The sequence below is a fragment of the Flavobacterium galactosidilyticum genome, from assembly GCF_020911945.1.
Taxonomy (GTDB): domain Bacteria; phylum Bacteroidota; class Bacteroidia; order Flavobacteriales; family Flavobacteriaceae; genus Flavobacterium; species Flavobacterium galactosidilyticum.
The window spans coordinates 2,187,692-2,206,291 of the sequence record NZ_CP087135.1 but is presented as its reverse complement, the minus strand read 5'-3'; the positions used below and the strand labels follow the sequence as shown (position 1 = coordinate 2,206,291).

Genomic DNA, 18,600 nt, shown 5'->3' with positions numbered 1-18,600 from the left:
AATCAAGATTCTAAGAAAAACAACATACAAATCATGGGTAAAAGAATCCTCTTATTAACAACTTTATTCCTTTTTGGATTTTCAATTCAAGCACAAGACAAAAAAGCAAAAGACCTCTTAGACCAAGTTACCGCTAAAGTTAGAAGTTACGACAACATTACAATTGACTTTAAATATTCGTTGAATAACACTAAAGAGAACATTAATCAGGATAGTAAAGGAAATGTTACTATGAAAGGAAATCAATATGTATTGAATTTCATGGGAGTTACAAAGGTTTTTGATGGTAAAAAAACATATACTATCGTACCTGAAGACGAGGAAATAACTGTTTCTACTGTTAATGAAAAAGACGATTCAGCGATTACACCTTCAAAAATGCTTACTTTTTTCAATACTGGATACAAGTATAATATGGATATATTGCAAAATGTAAAAGGAAGAAAGATTCAGTATATCAAATTGGTTTCTACAAATCCTAAGGACCAAAGAAAAGAAGTCCTTTTGGGAATCGATGTGCAAACAAAACACATTTACAATTTGATAGAAGTAGGTAAAAAAGGTACAAAAACAACATTAACGGTTAATTCTTTCAAAACCAACCAACCTTTGTCAAAAAATCAATTTACATTTGCGGCGAGTAAATATCCAAATTACTACATCAACAAATTAGATTAATGCACTAGGTGAAAATTCTCGACAAATACTTATTAAAAACCTTCCTGACTACATTTACTACTGTATTTGTAATCCTATTTTTCATATTTATACTTCAAACCGTTTGGTTATTCATATCGGAATTAGCCGGGAAAGATTTAGACCTGATCATGGTTTTTAAATTTCTTGGCTTTTCTATGCCTAGAATTGTTCCATTAGTATTGCCGCTTTCGATATTATTGTCTTCCATAATGACTTTTGGAAATTTAGCTGAAAACTATGAATTTGCAGCGATGAAGTCTTCAGGGATTTCACTACAAAGAGCAATGAGAAGTTTAACTATATTTATTTTATTATTAAGTATAGTTGCTTTTTTCTTTGCTAATAATGTAATCCCATTTGCAGAATACAAGTTCATCAATTTTAGAAAAAACATTGCACAACTCAAGCCTGCTTTGGCTATAGCCGAAGGACAATTTAATGATGTTGGGTTTTATAATATCAAAGTCAATAAAAAAAGTGGTCCAGAAGGAAATACACTTACCGGAATTACCATTCATAAAAAATCACAAAATGGAGATGGAAACAAAACCGTTATTAAAGCTAAAAATGGAGAACTAGTAAGCAGCGAAAAATCTAACATTTTACAATTAGTGCTCAATGAAGGTTATTATTATGAAGACATAACCCCTAAGAGCTACGTAGACCGTGAAAAAATGCCTTTCGCGAAAAGCTCTTTCAAAAAGCAAATTATAAATATTGATTTATCAGAACTTAACAAAGTCGACATCAATCAGGAATCAGTTGCAAACACCAATACGATGCTTAATGTCAATGAACTAAATTACACCATAGATTCATTAAAAACGAACATGAAAGCGGATCTTATTGCTTTTTCAGATAACAGTAATGCTAAAGTGATTTTCCCAACTAAAAATAAATTAGTGGTAAGTTCGAAAAAAAAACCGCTCCCAAACGATATTTTGTCACTATATAATAATGTTGAGAAATCTGGAATTTTAAACTCAGCTAGCAGTAACTTGTCAAACACTATGTATTCGATAGAATCGTCAAATACTGAATTTCTTAACAAGCAAAAAAACATCAACAACCATTTACTTGCCGTTTACGACAAATTTGTAATTGTATTTGCCTGCTTTCTAATGTTTTTCATTGGCGCTCCTCTTGGCGCAATTATTAGAAAAGGTGGTCTAGGTTTGCCTATTGTATTTGCTATTTTAATATTTATAACTTTTCACTTTGTAAATACTTTTGGAAAGAGATTAGCTCAAGAAAACGGAATGACTCCATTTATGGGAGCTTGGTTATCTTCATTTATTTTGACTCCATTAGCCATTTTGTTAACTTATAGAGCTACAAATGATATTGGTTTAGTAAATATGGATGTCATTTTAGCGCCATTCCAAAAATTAATAAAAAAAATATTACCATCACAAAACTAATACCCTAAATGGATTTAAATAAAATACACCTCAACACAATTGAAGAAGCAATTGAAGATATTCGTCAAGGAAAAATTATAATTGTTGTTGATGATGAAGATCGTGAAAATGAAGGTGATTTTTTGGCAGCAGCCGAAAAAGTAACTCCCGAAATGATAAATTTTATGGCTACGCACGGACGAGGATTAATCTGTGCTCCTTTGACGGAAAGCCGTTGCAAAGAACTAGGTTTGCATGTTATGGTTACCAATAATACGGATCCAATGGAAACTGCTTTTACAGTTTCAGTAGATTTAAGAGGAAACGGAGTAACTACTGGAATATCAGCAGCCGATAGAGCTAAAACGGTATTGTCATTAGTAAATTCAGATACTAAACCACACGATTTAGCAAGGCCAGGACATATCTTTCCGCTTATTGCTAAACAGGGTGGTGTTTTACGACGAACTGGGCATACAGAAGCAGCAATTGACTTTGCGCGTTTAGCTGGATTTAAATCAGCAGGTGTTATTGTAGAAATCATGAATGAAGATGGAACTATGGCTCGCCTACCGCAATTAGTAGAAGTAGCTAAAAAGTTTGACTTAAAATTAGTTTCTATCGAAGCCCTTGTTGCCTATCGTATGCAGCACGACAGCCTTATTATCAAGAAAGAAGATTTTGATATCCAAACTCGTTTTGGAACTTTTCGTTTAAGAGCTTATCAACAAACGACAAATAAGCAAATTCATATTGCGTTGACTAAAGGGACTTGGAACTTAGGAGAGGCTATTTTGACAAGAATTAATTCTTCGCAGGTAAATAATGACATCTTAGGCACCTTAACTAACAATGCAGATCAGCAACTTGACGATATGTTTAAAACAATCAATGAGCAAGGAAAAGGCGCTGTTATCTTCATTAACCAAGATATGCAATCGGTAAATTTACTAAATCGTATTACAGAATTGAAAGAATTGCAAGCAGCTGGTGAATTGAAAGCACCAAAAATTAAAATCGATAATAAAGATTTTGGTATTGGGGCGCAAATTCTACATGATATTGATATTTCTAAAATTAGATTGGTCTCTAATACCGAGCAAGGAAAACGTGTAGGAATGATTGGTTATGGACTTGAAATAACAGAATACGTACGTTATTAGCACTATTTAATTTTATTTGTAAAAAATAATTTTGTGGTAACGCAAAGGAAATGAAACAATTAAAAAATAGTTCGAAAAACTGTTGAAATTTTTCTTCAAATTATTTTTGATAATCGAAAAAGGTGCTTATATTTGCACTCGCAATCAGGTAATGATTGTCGCTCACTGGAGAAATGGCAGAGCGGTCGAATGCGGCAGTCTTGAAAACTGTTGACTGTAACAGGTCCGGGGGTTCGAATCCCTCTTTCTCCGCGAAATTAAAACCCTAACCCTTGTAAACAAAGGCGTTAGGGTTTTTTATTTTTAGTTTTAGCCCACATTTAGCCCACAATCAATTGAATAAAAAATAACCACCAAATACCGGTGGTTATTAATAACAAATTTGGTTTCTATGTTAAGGGTTCGAACAAATCACAAACAACTTAAAGTTAATATTACCCAATTATCAATAATTCCACCTGGTCCTGTTTTAGACTGGTGTATTGACAGAACTCTTCTATGCTTACAAACTCATTTTGGAGCTTATTTAGCTCCTTTTTGATTTTATGCAGCAATCTAATGCTTTGACGATAACTTTTTCCTGTAATGCGTTGTATATCCTTCGGGTAGATACACAACCTCCTATTTTCGATTTTCATACACTATCTATAGCTTTGACTAGGCTTTGAGTAGCTTTTGACTACTACCTAAATTATTCATTACAGATTATAAAATTAGTGAATATATTCTTTTATTTTCAAGTGACATTTATGCTTATTTTTGACATCTATATCATTATGGTACAAAGTAATGAAACGTTTCTTTTATATTAAAACTTTAAATGACATATTTGTTACCAATTCAATCGAATGATGTTGCAACAGGATGATGATTGATGGAATTTTAGACAAATTATTAATTAAATTTTAGGAATTATGGCAAGGCAAAAAGGCATAATTAAGTTGAAAGGTACTATCGGAGATATTACTTTTTACAAAACCCAGGACGGGCATTTGGCTCGTGAAAAAGGTGGAATCGATGCGAGCAGAATTGCGAGCGACCCTGCATTCCAGAGAACACGTGAGAACGGTTCTGAATTTGGAAGAGCTGGCAAGGCCGGCAAGATTTTGAGAACTTCCTTGAGAGCTTTGCTCATCAATACTGGCGATGGCAGAATGGTAAGCCGACTTACTCAAGCAATGGTAAAAGTGATCCAGGCGGATGTTACCAGTTTGAGAGGGCAACGAAACGTGATTGATGGAGAAGCGGAATTACTTTCAGGATTTGAATTCAACATTAGAGGAAAACTGGGAACCAGTTTATTTGCCCCATTTGTGGGAGCAATTGACCGCGTTTCGGGAGAAATCACTGTTGATTTGGCGGAATTTATTCCAGCCAATATGATTGCTGCACCAACTGGAACCACTCATTTCAAAATCATTTCTGCTGGTGCCGAAATTGATTTTGAAACCGAAACATTTGTTGAAGCACATTCCGAAACTGCGATTTTACCTTGGGATGCTGTTGCTACGGTAGCCATCAACCAAGTGAATACAGTTAGTCCGGGAAGTACCAAACCCTTGTTTTTGGCTTTGGGAGTTGAGTTTTACCAAGAGGTAAATGGACAAATGTACGCCTTGAAAAATGGCGCATATAACCCATTGGCATTGGTTCAGGTGAGCGGATTGTAGAATGGTCATCGTACTACAAAGAACTTATTTCCCTGACGGAACGAACGGAAAACTCGAATGTGAAGGTAAATTCATTTGCTATACAATTGAGTTACCTTGGATGGAAAACCAGAAAAGGGTTTCCTGCATTCCGGAAGGGAAATATTTATTAAAAAAGCGGTACAGTAGCAGATTTCAATGGCATTTAGAAGTGGTTGACGTGAAAAACAGAAGCTTTATTTTGTTTCATCCTGCCAATAATGCACAGAAAGAATTGAATGGTTGTATTGCTCCAGTAACGAAAGTTTCCGGACCTGGTTTAGGTCTAATGTCTAGAAAAGCTTATTCCAAATTAAAAGACTTGGTATATAAGGCTTTGGACAGCAAAGAAAATGTTTCGGTAATTGTTCAATCTTAATTTCCGTTTTGACGGAAATGACAAAAACGAGAAAATATGAATATTATAAAAAGAGCGCAAGCTCCCACTCCGAAGTTTTTTAGGATTTTGAGAAGTATTGGTCTGGTATTGTTGGCCATCAGTAGCAGTGTGATCGCCGCCCCTGTGGTTTTACCCGTAGTCGTTGTCAGTGTTGCTGGCTATATGGCAGTTGCAGGAGGTGTTTTATCCGCAGTTAGCCAAATGACTGTAGTTGAAGAGAACCTAAATAAACCTAGAGATGGAGACTAACATTTCACTCCGAACCGGAACCGTATCTGGAACTTTTTTGAGTGTTTTGCCTAATATCCTTTCAGAAGATATTGCTAAAACAATTATCCTAGCGGTCATTGGGGCAACTGTCAGTTATATGGTTTCCCTCCTATTGAAATGGTTGACAAAAATCAAAAAAAAATAGTCCGGTTATTATTGGTAACCTTTTCCGGACTAACTAAGAAAGCCAAGTCGTGAGACCTGGCTTTTTTTTTAGCGACTGTTATAATAATTTCTTTTTAATAGTAATAACAAAATCTCTATATGAGGATTTAACAATTTCTCCCTGCACATATAATTTATCTTGAAGAGTAAGGATTCTTTTATCGGAATCCGTCCAAGTTTCCTCTCTAAATGGTTCTTTTATAGGCTTATAAATTTGAACTTGCTTATACTCATATTCTTGTTCTTCAGTTAGATCAATATCGCTCATTCTTAATGACAAATATTCTTTGTATTGACTATTATCATTATCTAAATGAAAAGCTGTTACGACCAAAGAGTGAAATTTATCTAATTCTTTTAGAAATTTCAAAACGGTTTCATTTAGTGACTCATCAATGAAAATATTTTCAGATATTTTGTAGAATTCTTGTAACAAATCCCATTTTTCAAAATAGTATTTAGTTATATGCAAACTATCCACAGATAGCGAAATACTGTCTAACAAAATTGCTTCACTACATAATTCGGTGAATTTGTGATATAATTTTAAATCGTGAGATTTATTGTTTTTTTTATTCTGCTCTTCTATAATTTTATCATAGTTTTCAATTATTGATTTAATAGCTATAATCAATTGACTTTTTAATTCTTCTTTAAAATTTTCTCTAGAACTATTAAATGAAGTAATTCGATGACCTCGTATGTCAAATGGTAATTCTTCTAATTTCGAAAAATTTAAATCATTTATACAAATAACTCTTTCCCAACCAACTTGATTAATAGCATAACCTAATTCAATTAAAACGTTTGGATTTGGAGTTATTCTGTAATTAAAAATTTTATTAATCCATTTTTTATTAACTATTGTTACATCGCAAATGAATATGTCAGATAAATCTATTTTATTTAATATAGTTGATGATATAGCTGGGCTACCACTTTTGTTTCTAGTGTCGCGATCAACATTAATTTCTAATTTAATTTCTTTTTCAAATTTTCTTTTTACTTCCCTAATAGCTTTTTCAATACAAGTTTGTATTGAATTATTCTTTAAATCAGATTGCCAAGAGTAAAATATTGTAAAATTGCTTTTCATTGAATGTTTATGTAATTGTTCCAAATTGTGAATTATATCAAATATATATCTTTTATTCAATATTTTTTTTTCTTACAGTTACGATTTTAAAATCGCTCTGCGCATTTCATTTATAAGCAAAATGTTTTGATGCAATTGATCCTCTTTTTGTTCTAGCAACCGCAACGCTTGGACTTGCTTATTGTGGAGTTCCTGTTCCTGCATCATTGTACTGACTTTTGAGTCAAAATCTTTTTTGAAATCTTTTATCCGCAAGAATGTAATTACGGACCCAATTAAAAATTGGTGCCAGAATTTAGATTTCCATAGACTATACGCTAACCAGTAGATTGTTTCGGCATCTTTTTCGTCCGTGAATATAATTACAAAGCTATTGGTAAAAGGTTCTTTTTGGGGTTTTCCAGAGTTCATTCCTTTGTTGAGAATAAAGATTTGGTTTCCCTTGTAAATGGTGTCTTTTTGGTGGGTCTTGATGATGAAATTTGGCATAGTGCTGTTGGTTTAAAATATTCGACCTTATTTTTTTGAAAGAAAAAAGAGAAAAAAAGAAAGCCATATAATCAGCAGAAATGACGAACGGGAACGGAGGAAGGAACGACCGACTGGAAGTGAGGAATGGATGCTAAATTTGCTGGATTTTTTTCTCTTTCTTTTCAAGAAAATGCATAGTGGTAGTCGTTGAAGATTTTTAACACCCCCAAGCACCGCAAGGAATGGAGCTAAAATGTAGCGATAGCGGAATTATAGCGGAATGAATGAGGAGCGCAGTTGGCGGTGTTGCGGCAATCGAACAGCCACGCTAGACCGAAAACAGAACGTAGTTTTTACGAAGTGGAGAGAAGGGATAGCAGCGTGAAACGGCGGGGAAAAAATATAAGTCAGCCGAAGGCGTACCTTGATTTAGGGTAAAGTGAAGTTTTTACTGAACGGAGCCAACCCCGATGGCTGTGCGAAGGAGCAACCGCTGAAAAAACTGAGGGCGGCAGACATAATACGGCTGGAATGAAGTGAAGAGAAAGAGAGAGCTTGCAGTGGAATGAAATGGAGCGTTAAGCGAACGAATGACTGTAACGGAATGAAGCTGTATTGTGGATGCATAAGCCCGACCGAACGAAGGAAGAGAGCGTGTGAAGATGAGGAACGAACAGCGCAAAAAAAATAGCTGCTTATTTTCAAGCTGCTGTTTTTTTTAGTGCTGTGAAGTGGCTGTGGAACGGAAGGAGGCACGACTGACTGGAACAGCCGAACGGAACAATGAGAACGACCGAAGAGAGACCGCTTGATTGCCCTTGATTTCAAGTACATTATTTATTGTAAAGAAAAATATTGACTAGAAAATTTTGTGATAAAATGATTGTTTTATAAATACTTTTTTTCATCGTCGAGAGCATTTTTATCTCTAAGCTCAAATGGTTTGACCTCCCACAATAGTTCTTTTTTTCTAGTATTAACATATTCTTGATCCATACCCCATTCTTCAACAGAAATTCTAAAAAATCTATTGCCTTCAAATATTTGACCCTTATACCAACACATTTCAGCTTTAAAGAAAAATCCCCACATATAACTTAATTCATCATTACACAGTATATTAGCATATTTATATGCTTCGTCAAATCTTTTATACGAAGCTAAAGCTGTAATAATAATTTCTAGAATAACTACATCCCAGCCAAAACGATGGAAATAATCTTGACAAAGTTTTATCATTAGATTACCATTATTATATGCATATAATGTGTCATTAGCTTTGTCAAGAATCATAGCTTTTAATTCTTGTTTATTTAAAGCAGGTTCAACCTCATTAGCAAAAACAGGTTTTTTAAATTCTTTGACTTCAACCCGACCACTTGACCTTGACATCAATCCCCCAATTAATGAAAGAACTAGAAATATTATTAAAAAAGTACTCATAATTATATAAATTAAATTGAATGACCGTTTCACCTAATGGAAATTGTTATATAATACTTAAGTTTTTCGTCTTAGGGCATTTATTAGACGTTCATCTGCTTCGCCATAATCTACCAATTCGAAGTATAGTTTCAAAAAATTAGTTTCTAGCCAATTTCTATTGGTTAAGATTAATTGATAATTGTCGATCATTAATTCTTTAATAACCTCACCTCTTTCTGTCAATGGTTGCAGACAAGAACAATAAACAATATCGTACGGGCATAAATTCATTGCAAAATCTATCTCTAAGGTCAAATGTTTGTGAATTATAAACACAAGATCGTCATTAAGGCAAACCTCTTTTAGTATTTTAATTTCATCCGCTTTTGTCTTATATAAATCGAAATACTCCTTCATTAAGGAAGCTAAATCAATGATTTTTAAAAATGATTGACTGAAATTTTTTGAAGGCCGTAAGTATTTGTATCCGTTGATAAAGATTTCTACTCTCATTAATTATTTAAAAAAAACATAATAAAATATTGCTTTTAGGTTAGTTTCTGAACCCGAATTTTTCAATTGTTTTGAGGTTTAATTTAGCTAGAAATTTGTTCCTTTCGGTTAATGTCTTTTTACCGTTTAACAAATCTGCCATAAACCCGTATTTGTATGCATCGAGTCTCTTGTTTTTTTTGTCCCATTGTACAATTTTTTCGATAAGATCTAATGTAATTTCAACTTCGTTTATCTCTACTTTCTGTTCTTCGTTAAAGAATTCGTCCATATCATAGAACAGTTCCGCATTTTGGTCAGCTACAATATTTAATATTATTTCTCCTTGATTTCTTTCTATATCTGTTATTGCACGGTTTGACTTGATTTTATTTCCAAGAGTATAAGCCATATCGAATTGATATTGACTTAAATTACTTGTTTCTCGACCCCAGTTTTCAATTTTTTTCCAAGTCTTAAAATGAATCGATTTCAGTCTATTCAATGAGGCTTCGGTTTCTGCCTGTTGGGTTTCGTCTTCTGAAAGTTTTTTTCTTTTTTCAGGGGTTTTGTTTTCTAAACCACTTTTTAAAACATCAAGGTCAATGTGAAAATTTTGTTCCTTAATGAAATTCCAGCACTCTTCTTTCTTTGCCCATTCACCATATAAAGAGCCAGGGGCTTTGGTTTTAATTAATTCCTCCATCTTTGACATAATCTCGTGCAACTTAGATTTCAAAATATCACTAAGGCTTTGCTCTTTCCAGATTTTATACAAATCAAGTTTGTAGTTTAACTTAAATCCAAGCCAAGCAATAGAATAAGGAACTGTGATGTAACGCATATCTCCAATTGCATTTGGTTTTACACCATAAACTTTTTCTGCAGAAGAGAACAAAATTGCATTAGCAATTGCATCTTCAAACCATATATTATCTGGTTTTTTGTTGAAATTGTAATTAAGAAATTGAGCATAATTTTTTTGACTTCCTCTCACAACTATATGTGGTCCTATAACGAGTTTTTTTCCATTATAAACTTCTTCGTAAGCATTGATGAATTTTGCCAGTGACTCCTTAGTAAACATTTGATTTCTAGGATTTTGTTTGTCAAACTGTTTTCTTTTGGTAGGATTTAAACCAAAACGTATGCGTTCATTTTTGTATTGACCTCGTGATCTCTCAAAAAACCAGCGAGTTTGGTATGTTTCACCTGTTAAGGGTGGAGCCCAAATTGTTCTTGATAATTTTTCGAGTAGAACGTGATTTTCTTTATTTGAACTCAAATCAGAAGCTGACACCTTGTTTTGAGTATTGGCATATTCGGCAATTCGTCCAACAATTTCTGAGAAATTTTTCCGGTCTTTTACAATGGTTAGTTTAACGGGAACAAATACTTTTGAAATATCTACTTTATCTTTTTTCCAAGTGTGGTAAATTGAGGCAGTTGTTTGTCCACCATTTACAATTTGAAAATCTTTAACTTGTGCAATTGCTTTACCTTGGTTGTTTGGTAAAATACAAATTGTAATCTCTTCGGCAGTAACTGCAATACCATTATTGTAAGCCATAAACATATGCTGTTCACCTAGAATGGTTTTCCTAATCCCGTTATTTATTTTTCCAGTAAATTGGAGAAAAGAACGTACATTTTGTTCTAGTAAACGTGCTCCATATTCTTCATAGATATCTGCTAAGGCGATGCCAGGGATTATAGCTAACCAAGATTGATAATCGGAATTTTCAGTTTCATTGACGATACAGGGTACTTTGTATCCTGATTTTTCAAAATCAATTTCAATAGGCATTCGAGATTTTACAGAAAGATTGAATAAGTAATTTATATCTATTGCTCTATAAAAAACAGTATAGCCAGCAATTTTGTCTGAAGTTTTTAAATCTGCTTTTATATCTCCATTGGAAATCAAGAAAATATTAACCCTTGTAAGGAATTCTTTTACTTCAGGCACATTTGCTAATGTTTGAGCAAGGTCAAAAATTTCTGAACTTTCTTCAATTTCATTTACATAATCCTTATAAATAGAATTTCTGAAAAATTTAGCTGCTCTATCAATGGTTTTTTCGGCATCTCCCTTTGTAACCGATTGAACGGTTTCGTCACTATTGTATATTGTTACGAATAAATCAAGGGTCTCATAATTTTCATAAAGAGAATATCCATTGATTTTATGCTCAACACCTCTTTTACTAATTTTCTCATCATAGCAAACACGATAATTTTCGGTTTCACCAGCATCAGCAAGAAAAGACAATACAATTTCAGTGAAAATTTGTTCAGGATTTGTTCCTTCTTCTTCTGATATTAGGTTGGAATTTATTTCTTCCTGAATATCTATATAAAACTTATTTAGTTCTTTATTATTCATTTTTTATTTTGAATTTATTTCGTTGAAAAGCGAATCTTGATTAATTCTCCATTCTTCTGATTCAGATAGTACAATGGAGTATTTAACATCACCAACACCTATAGGAATTTGAGACTCTGTTATTCTAGGAAAATTTTCTGTAACCCTATAAAGATTTTCTTGTCTAATAGTATACCCACATTCCTCATAAAGTTGTCTATGAACCTCATAATAGCCTGATTCCAATAATTTAAATCGAAATAAATTACCTGCCATTGTGTTGTTAGATAATGATTCCAAAACATTATCAATCAAACTGTTTAATGATTCACCATTTCCAATACGAACATCAAGAGAGAGGTGGTAAAGAAATATTTTTTCTATTATTGAATCATCCAATTGTCTTTCACTTGTGATGTGTATTTTTTGATGATTGTTTCCGTGGGTTGTTTTTACTTCTACCGCCCAATTTGAATATTGAAAATCCTGAATTGACCTTTCTGGTCCAAGCCAAGATTTAAGACAGTAATTTATGTCTAACGAATTTTTTAAAAACTCTCGCAAGAAAAAAACTTCACCATAAAGACCTCGTTGTGCTTCATCTGATAATCCTTGATTGCCAACTTTTTCAAATAATGATTGCCACTTGGCTAATCTTTCAAGCAATTTTTCCACTAAAGACTTTTCAGATGTGACTTCTGACACACCAAAAATTAAATCTTCGCATAGAGTTGAGAATATGTCCTTATGTTGTTTATTAAGCAACAGAATAAGTAAAAACTTTTTTGATTTATCTCGTTCATCAGGCAATGTTTCAATCTTGATGTCTTTGAGTTTGTTCCATTGATTTTCATCAAATGAAAATGAAGTACTTATCCTAAAAGCAATGCACCTAAGTTTTTCAGGTGCTTTTATTGCAATAAAAACATCTGGTATTACTGTGGCATCATACCTTTTATAAAGTAATCCAGTGTGAGTAGAAGTGTCACTTTCTAAACTCATCCAAATATTTTCAGTTTTCATCATCTCCATAGTCTTCAAAATCTTCTTCAACAAAATCAAATTTATCAATTAACTCCTCATTAACAGCATAAGAAACTGGGGCATTGAAGTTACTTTTTGGAAAACTTACAGCATAACCAACAAATGGATTAGTTCCATCAGGTAAATTTGTCTGACTTTCTTTTGGATTAAGTAAATAAATTAATAACAACGGTTGCTTTGGGTCTCTCAATTCATTTCTAACAACTTGTCCGTTTGGATACGTAGCCTCACCCTCTTTTTTTCTATGAAGGTTAGTAAGCTCCATTGCTCTTACCTTTTCAGGCTCAGTAAAATCTATAAATTCGTCCGATGGACTTATGATATGTGATTTTCTTAGGTAATACAATTGTTCACTTGAGTTTTTGTCATCTTCCGTTCTTTTCCAATGACCAACTGGCGTGGTGATATTGTTTATGGTAAAATCCGAATTATTAATTGCATTAGGTTTTGACATTAATGCAACCCTCCAATCTGTCAATTCACCATTTCGTATTTGGGTTGTAATAAATTGAATTAATTTTCTTGGTTCAGCTTTTTTTAAATTTTCAACCGATTGAATTCCTTCAAAAAATGAAATAATATTGTGTGCCGAAACATCATACCACAAATAGGCATTATTTGGTCTTGGGATATTATATGCTTGTAAAGTTGAAATGAATCTTTTAGTATTCTGGAAGTTATTGTTAATTACTGAAATATCTTTTCTGAATTCATATGATTCAACTAATCTGCCAGCCCAAGAGATTTGAACGGTAGTTGCATTGCGCATTTTGTTTATTGCAGATATCATCAATCCATCTGGAGATGTTCTAATTTTTAAAGCATATTGTTCAGGTGTTGAGCCTGCAATATCTGACATATAATCAAACTCTTCTCTTAGTTCTTCTGAGGCTAAGGTAATATGGCAAAACCATTCGTTTAATTCTCTACTTGTAAAAAGACGGCATAAATCAACATAACCTCCTTTATAACCGAACCATCTTCCCATTTGCATCAAAGTATCGTACATTCTGGAAGCACGTAAATAATAGCTAATGGAAAGTCCTTCAAGAGTAAGCCCTCGAGAGAGTTTATTGCCGCCGACTGCAATAACTGACAAACCATTTTTGTGGTCAAAATAGTCTAATGCTTCTCCAGAACCACCGTGAATAGATTTTACTTTAATTCTTGAAACAGCATCATTCAAATGTAGTACAACATCATCCCACGAGTGAATCTGTGTTTGAGAATCCAGATTTGTTAATTCCGAATTTAGTATACTATTAGAAACAGTTATAAAAGATTTATAGCCATTTTCATCCTCTTCATAGGTCTTTCTAAATTCATTAATTATTTCAGCATCATTTTGATCAATCCCTACACGATAATAATAAAATTGATTAGAAACCAATTCAGAAATATGATCTTGCCAGCGTTGAAAACGTGAAACGTGAACCAGCATTGAATTATGAACTGTTGTTTGCCCCCTCAATCGTCTAATTGAACAGGTTATTATAAAGCAACGAATTGCTCTTTTTAATGATTCAGGGAGTGTAGATGGAAGTTGGTCGTCTTTCTTATGTCTATCCGGTACGAAATCACGATAATCATTTATTCTGTTTACAATAGGTAATACAGTATTTGATTCTTCATCCTCTTCAAGAGGACTGAAACCAAATACTTTTTCTGGACCAATATAATTTGAGGGTGCTGGTATATTTTTAATGAAATTTCGAGGAAACAAATTTTGATCATCTAGTGGAATGAAAATATTAGCAAATGGTGTTGCTGTATATCCAACATAAGCATTTTTACCAAAAAGATTCAAAATTTGAGTAATCCAACTATTAATGGAACTTTGTTTTTCAGGGTCGTTTGAGATATTTATTGAAGCATTATCGGCTTCATCATCAATTAATAAAAGTGATTTATTTCTAATAACCCTACCTAACTCATTATCTTCACTGGCTTGCGCTGCTAACCATTGATGAATTCTCCTTAGAACGTGCGGGTTTTTCTTAATAACTGCTACTATGGGTTCTGATGTGTTGAAATTTAATCCTAAAGCATTTGCAGCTCCTTGTGTAAAATCTCCTTTTTCAATACTTGAAGTCAAAGAATGAGCAACGATTGGAGAGCCAAAATATGGATCTCCTACTCCAATTTGAATACTTCTTTGGTCAAAAGCCCTAGTGTGTTGTGTATCAAATCCAAGAAAACTTTCGTCTATTCTTAATTGTGTTTGGCTTCTCAGGTTATTGTGAATTCCAGCCATAATAATTATTAGCTTGAATCCAGAATCGGCTGCTTTACAAACAAGACCGGTGTAATTGGCAGTTTTACCAGATTGGACTTGCCCAACAACTAATCCCTTTTTATTAATGGTGATTTTAAGTGATGGGTCAAAAAGATTGTCAAGTATGCTATCTGTAAGCCTGTCCAACTTATTTATAACATCAGGAGCAAAATTCTTCTCTATTTCTAAATACTCTCTATATCTACCCCAAAATCCATTTGTGAAATCTAATTCAACTCTTTTTTCGCTTAACCAAGGTAAGTTTTCGTCAGCCTTTTCGATAGACTTAAATTCATCTTGTCTAATCGTGTAAAGCTCTTCAATTCTTCTTATAAGCATTTCACGATTCTCATTAACAAAATACTTCATTTTAAGTACTTCATCGACTGCATCTTCAATTTCAACACGTGTATAAGAAGTGCTATCTGATAATAATTGCCTTATATTTTTTATTGGGTCTTTTTTACTCATTGGTTAAAAATTCAATATATTCAGGATAGAAATTATATGGTTCTGTATTTATGATTCGTGATTTAGCTTTTTCGATAGTCAAACCGTTTGCTATAAAACTGTTGAATAACTTTTGCATTGTCTCTTTTATAGCGCTGTGTTCAATTCCTTCAAAAGGTTGTCCGTGTGGTTTATCGTTTTCACTCTCTTGAAGCGTGATTAAAGGAATAGGAATTGTCTCTTCAATAAATTGGATTATTTTTTCAATTTCTCTTTTTAAATCACCGGATTTTGAATATAACTCGCTCAATAAGGGATGATTTCGATTAATCTTATAAAATCTTTTTCCGTGTCTTGCACGTTCTTCCCAAAACGGAAAATATTCATCAGATGCGAGTTTTCTTTTAAGTACTTTACCTTTATGTCTATATACTTCTACAGCTTGATTTCGAACTTCTTTTGCTAAAGCAATAATAGATTCAATATATTTGGATGGCGGTCTTGCAATTGATTTCTTAATATCAATTTGCCAATCGTCGTCAAAATTATTAGGTAAATCAACTTGAATTCTACATAAATCATAATGCACCTCTTTTTTGAAAAGATCTAACCAATCTCCAGCAACTAAAAGTCGCCTGTTTCGGTAAACATAAAACCCTTGATGTGCAGTCCAACTATCTTTTGGACCTTTACCATAATTATATTGTTCTACCGTAAGTTTTGACCGATGAGGCAACACAAACCCTTTTATTTTAATTTGACCAGCCTCTAGTCGAGTTTCTGGTTTTGTTTGTAACCCATCTATACCAATCATAAAAGGATCCCAAGGGGTGATAGCTCTTTCTCTAAAAAATATTTTCAATCCATCATCCATATATCTATGAAATACCATTGATAGATGGGATTTTACGCTATCCATAGTTCCCAAAAACTTACTTTTGGATTCTTCACTGTCCTCGGATGTGTCTTTGGTTAATCTATCTAAATCCCACCAAATTACGCAAGTTCCTGAGTTTACGGATTCTATTTTTTCAATCCATCTTTCTTCGTAGGGTACGTAACGAATAAGTTTCCAAGACTTTACTTTATTCACATAGTCTAAATCCCAACTCCATAAAACAGCTTTGTAATCAGTGCTTTTAGATACAACTGTAAATTTTCTTGATTGAGAAAATGATGCTGTTTTTAATCCTAATCCAAAACGTCCTAAATCATCAGCATTTCTAACGACCAAAGGATTTTTGCTTCCAGGTCTCATTGCGTGAATGAGCTGTTCGTTGTTCATACCATTACCATCATCCAAAATTGATAGAGTTGTTTTTGGACCTTTCCAATCATAATCAATCCATATGTTTTTTGCACCAGCAGTTATTGAATTATCAATAATATCAGCAATTGCGGTTTCAATGGAATAACCGATGGCTCGAAAGGTTTCAATCATAGAACTCGCTTCCGGTTCTGCTGATGTAGATTGTAGGTTAGAGTAATCAATCATATGCCTTTTAGTACATTTAAAATTTCTTCTCCTATGAATTTTGCCATTAACGGTGGTACAGCATTTCCAATTTGTTTGAATGCAGCTGTTCTATTGGCTCCTTCTTTTTCACCTTCAAAGTAATAATCATCAGGGAAAGATTGCAATCTGGCAGCTTCACGAACACTAATAGACCTATTCTGTTTGATGTCTGGATGAATATAATAATGACCGTCTTTAGCAATGTGGGCAACTACAGTTTGGGAGTAGGGAACATCTGCCGCAACTACTTTGAATCTATCAAAAAATGATGTCCTATTTTGATGCGTTTTGAGTCGTTCCGGTAAGTTGTTGTAATTTAATCGTTCCTTGTTAGTGTTCCAACTTTCTACGGCAATTTTATAAATTTCCTTATCTTGTTCACGGTGTGGTCTGGCAATATGCTGTGTTAAAACATCAATGCCATTTCTTAATGAGTGTTTTTTTAAATAGTCTGTAGTAGAAGATTTATATTTTAAAAATTTATCTTTTCCTTCTCCTGCCATTATTATCGGTAAGTCTTTCAGTAAATCATTGACTAAAAAAGTACTATCAATTTTAATTTCTTCAAGATTTGGAACTATCAATTTTTTATTTGGTTTCCATCCTAAAATAATGACCCTTTTTCTGTTTTGTAATACACCAAAATTAATTGCCTCAAGTGTAAACAACTTGATTTGATAACCTTTTTTATTGAATAGCTTTTCCATCTCAGCTAGATAATGTCCTTTCTTAGCCGATTTAAGTCCAATTACATTTTCAAAAACAAACATTTTAGGTTGGTACTTTTCCAAATATTCAGCATACTGGACAAACAGATGATTTCTGGGGTCACCTTCCATATTGTTTTTGGATCTCGATCTTCCTACTAATGAATATGCCTGACAAGGAGGACCTCCAATTATTAAATCTACCATTTCTTTACCCAAACTTTTATCAATTTGATTCTGGATTAATTGATTATTTTCTTCTCCAATGGGTAAATTTATTACTGAATCTAATATTTCTTTTGGGATACAGCTATACAATTCCTCTCTTGATATTTCGCCTTTTAAATAAGACACATAAGTTTTGTACTTATTGTTTGATTTTAAGTAATGATAGGCAGCTCTTGTTTTTAAAGTGTTGCAAGCGGATTTTTCAATTTCAACGTGGGCAATAGGCTCAAACCCTGCCTGGATAAATCCCTCCGAAAGCCCACCTGCACCAGCAAATAAGTCTATGAAATTGTACTTCATTTATTTTTGTTTATGTATTCTTGTGCTGTCAATTGTATGTTATTAGTGTCTTTTTCAAATGTACAATTTTAATACAAATGAATATATCAGATTAATAATAATAATAATAATAATAATCAAATGTAATTTATTGTAATGGTTTAAAAATGTGGTTTTCCGTAATAGCTGAATATTTTTCAAATAAATTATAAAATATAATCAGCCTCATAGTTTCAAAACTTAGAAAAAATGAAAACAATGATAATGATGATTATTCTATATCAATTTTTTTTAGTTCATTTTTATATCCCCAAATTTGAGCGTGTTTTGGATTTCCTGCATCAGAAAATTTATCTACATAGTACACTTCGTTATTATTGTCTTTCAAAATTCGAAATACTTCTTGTTTTAGGATTTCATACTCCTTATAAAGTTTGCTGGGATGATTCCCCAAGCAATTATAACCC

Annotated in this window: 16 protein-coding genes and 1 tRNA gene; 8 read left to right on the top strand and 9 right to left on the bottom strand. The window is 33.0% G+C overall.

What is annotated here, in order from left to right; all coding sequences use genetic code 11:
* Positions 1-33 precede the first annotated feature (33 nt).
* From lolA1 to LNP27_RS09585, 8 genes are all read left to right on the top strand, one after another.
* Complete coding sequence (gene lolA1 / locus LNP27_RS09620) at positions 34-678, top strand: outer membrane lipoprotein periplasmic chaperone LolA1 (RefSeq protein WP_428979020.1); 645 nt, start codon at positions 34-36, stop codon at positions 676-678.
* A gap of 8 nt (positions 679-686) precedes the next feature.
* Positions 687-2,120 (top strand): LptF/LptG family permease, encoded by a 1,434-nt coding sequence (locus tag LNP27_RS09615; protein WP_229941425.1) that lies wholly within the window; start codon positions 687-689, stop codon positions 2,118-2,120.
* Positions 2,121-2,128: 8 nt separating this feature from the next.
* Positions 2,129-3,262 carry a 3,4-dihydroxy-2-butanone-4-phosphate synthase gene (gene ribB / locus LNP27_RS09610; RefSeq protein ID WP_229941424.1) on the top strand — a complete coding sequence of 378 codons (1,134 nt, stop codon included), beginning with the start codon at positions 2,129-2,131 and terminating at the stop codon, positions 3,260-3,262.
* 167 nt (positions 3,263-3,429) lie between these two features.
* Positions 3,430-3,514 (top strand) — tRNA-Ser (locus LNP27_RS09605).
* A gap of 662 nt (positions 3,515-4,176) precedes the next feature.
* A complete protein-coding gene (locus tag LNP27_RS09600; RefSeq protein ID WP_229941423.1) occupies positions 4,177-4,932 on the top strand; it encodes a hypothetical protein in 756 nt (251 codons plus the stop codon).
* Between the two features lies 1 nt (position 4,933).
* Positions 4,934-5,329 (top strand): DUF5675 family protein, encoded by a 396-nt coding sequence (locus LNP27_RS09595; RefSeq protein ID WP_229941422.1) that lies wholly within the window; start codon positions 4,934-4,936, stop codon positions 5,327-5,329.
* A 36-nt stretch (positions 5,330-5,365) separates the two neighbouring features.
* Entirely contained in the window at positions 5,366-5,599 is a 234-nt protein-coding gene (locus LNP27_RS09590; protein ID WP_229941421.1) for a hypothetical protein, read from the top strand.
* Positions 5,589-5,765, top strand: coding sequence for a hypothetical protein (locus LNP27_RS09585; protein ID WP_229941420.1), 177 nt, complete (start codon positions 5,589-5,591; stop codon positions 5,763-5,765). Before LNP27_RS09590 ends, LNP27_RS09585 begins: the two co-directional genes overlap by 11 nt.
* A 78-nt stretch (positions 5,766-5,843) precedes the next feature.
* Here LNP27_RS09585 and LNP27_RS09580 read toward each other — a convergent pair whose 3' ends face one another.
* The 9 genes from LNP27_RS09580 to LNP27_RS09540 all read right to left on the bottom strand — a co-directional run bounded on the left by LNP27_RS09580 (position 5,844) and on the right by LNP27_RS09540 (position 18,154).
* Positions 5,844-6,881 carry a TIR domain-containing protein gene (locus LNP27_RS09580; RefSeq protein ID WP_229941419.1) on the bottom strand — a complete coding sequence of 346 codons (1,038 nt, stop codon included), beginning with the start codon at positions 6,879-6,881 and terminating at the stop codon, positions 5,844-5,846.
* Between the two features lie 78 nt (positions 6,882-6,959).
* Positions 6,960-7,370, bottom strand: a complete 411-nt coding sequence (locus LNP27_RS09575; RefSeq protein WP_229941418.1) for a DUF6943 family protein — start codon at positions 7,368-7,370, stop codon at positions 6,960-6,962.
* Between the two features lie 870 nt (positions 7,371-8,240).
* Complete coding sequence (locus LNP27_RS09570; RefSeq protein WP_229941417.1) at positions 8,241-8,795, bottom strand: hypothetical protein; 555 nt, start codon at positions 8,793-8,795, stop codon at positions 8,241-8,243.
* 57 nt (positions 8,796-8,852) lie between these two features.
* On the bottom strand, positions 8,853-9,290 hold the full coding sequence (locus LNP27_RS09565) for a hypothetical protein (protein ID WP_229941416.1): 438 nt from the start codon (positions 9,288-9,290) through the stop codon (positions 8,853-8,855).
* A 40-nt stretch (positions 9,291-9,330) separates the two neighbouring features.
* Positions 9,331-11,655: an AIPR family protein gene (locus tag LNP27_RS09560; protein ID WP_229941415.1), complete on the bottom strand. Its 2,325-nt coding sequence runs from the start codon at positions 11,653-11,655 to the stop codon at positions 9,331-9,333.
* A 3-nt stretch (positions 11,656-11,658) separates the two neighbouring features.
* Positions 11,659-12,660 (bottom strand): PD-(D/E)XK motif protein, encoded by a 1,002-nt coding sequence (locus LNP27_RS09555; RefSeq protein ID WP_229941414.1) that lies wholly within the window; start codon positions 12,658-12,660, stop codon positions 11,659-11,661.
* Positions 12,647-15,424, bottom strand: coding sequence for a Z1 domain-containing protein (locus LNP27_RS09550; protein ID WP_229941413.1), 2,778 nt, complete (start codon positions 15,422-15,424; stop codon positions 12,647-12,649). The genes LNP27_RS09555 and LNP27_RS09550 overlap by 14 nt, the downstream gene beginning before the upstream one ends.
* Positions 15,417-16,898, bottom strand: coding sequence for an ATP-binding protein (locus LNP27_RS09545; protein WP_229941412.1), 1,482 nt, complete (start codon positions 16,896-16,898; stop codon positions 15,417-15,419). Before LNP27_RS09545 ends, LNP27_RS09550 begins: the two co-directional genes overlap by 8 nt.
* A complete protein-coding gene (locus LNP27_RS09540; RefSeq protein WP_229941411.1) occupies positions 16,895-18,154 on the bottom strand; it encodes a DNA cytosine methyltransferase in 1,260 nt (419 codons plus the stop codon). Before LNP27_RS09540 ends, LNP27_RS09545 begins: the two co-directional genes overlap by 4 nt.
* Positions 18,155-18,600 lie beyond the last annotated feature (446 nt).

Excerpts from the sequence above, each read along its gene's own strand:
- LNP27_RS09560 (WP_229941415.1), bottom strand. The coding sequence starts at position 11,655 with ATGAATAATAAAGAACTAAATAAGTTTTATATAGATATTCAGGAAGAA.
- LNP27_RS09585 (WP_229941420.1), top strand. The coding sequence starts at position 5,589 with ATGGAGACTAACATTTCACTCCGAACCGGAACCGTATCTGGAACTTTT.
- LNP27_RS09540 (WP_229941411.1), bottom strand. The coding sequence starts at position 18,154 with ATGAAGTACAATTTCATAGACTTATTTGCTGGTGCAGGTGGGCTTTCG.
- lolA1 (WP_428979020.1), top strand. The coding sequence starts at position 34 with ATGGGTAAAAGAATCCTCTTATTAACAACTTTATTCCTTTTTGGATTT.
- LNP27_RS09600 (WP_229941423.1), top strand. The coding sequence starts at position 4,177 with ATGGCAAGGCAAAAAGGCATAATTAAGTTGAAAGGTACTATCGGAGAT.
- LNP27_RS09595 (WP_229941422.1), top strand. The coding sequence starts at position 4,934 with ATGGTCATCGTACTACAAAGAACTTATTTCCCTGACGGAACGAACGGA.
- LNP27_RS09545 (WP_229941412.1), bottom strand. The coding sequence starts at position 16,898 with ATGATTGATTACTCTAACCTACAATCTACATCAGCAGAACCGGAAGCG.
- LNP27_RS09590 (WP_229941421.1), top strand. The coding sequence starts at position 5,366 with ATGAATATTATAAAAAGAGCGCAAGCTCCCACTCCGAAGTTTTTTAGG.
- LNP27_RS09550 (WP_229941413.1), bottom strand. The coding sequence starts at position 15,424 with ATGAGTAAAAAAGACCCAATAAAAAATATAAGGCAATTATTATCAGAT.
- LNP27_RS09555 (WP_229941414.1), bottom strand. The coding sequence starts at position 12,660 with ATGATGAAAACTGAAAATATTTGGATGAGTTTAGAAAGTGACACTTCT.
- ribB (WP_229941424.1), top strand. The coding sequence starts at position 2,129 with ATGGATTTAAATAAAATACACCTCAACACAATTGAAGAAGCAATTGAA.
- LNP27_RS09570 (WP_229941417.1), bottom strand. The coding sequence starts at position 8,795 with ATGAGTACTTTTTTAATAATATTTCTAGTTCTTTCATTAATTGGGGGA.
- LNP27_RS09580 (WP_229941419.1), bottom strand. The coding sequence starts at position 6,881 with ATGAAAAGCAATTTTACAATATTTTACTCTTGGCAATCTGATTTAAAG.
- LNP27_RS09565 (WP_229941416.1), bottom strand. The coding sequence starts at position 9,290 with ATGAGAGTAGAAATCTTTATCAACGGATACAAATACTTACGGCCTTCA.
- LNP27_RS09575 (WP_229941418.1), bottom strand. The coding sequence starts at position 7,370 with ATGCCAAATTTCATCATCAAGACCCACCAAAAAGACACCATTTACAAG.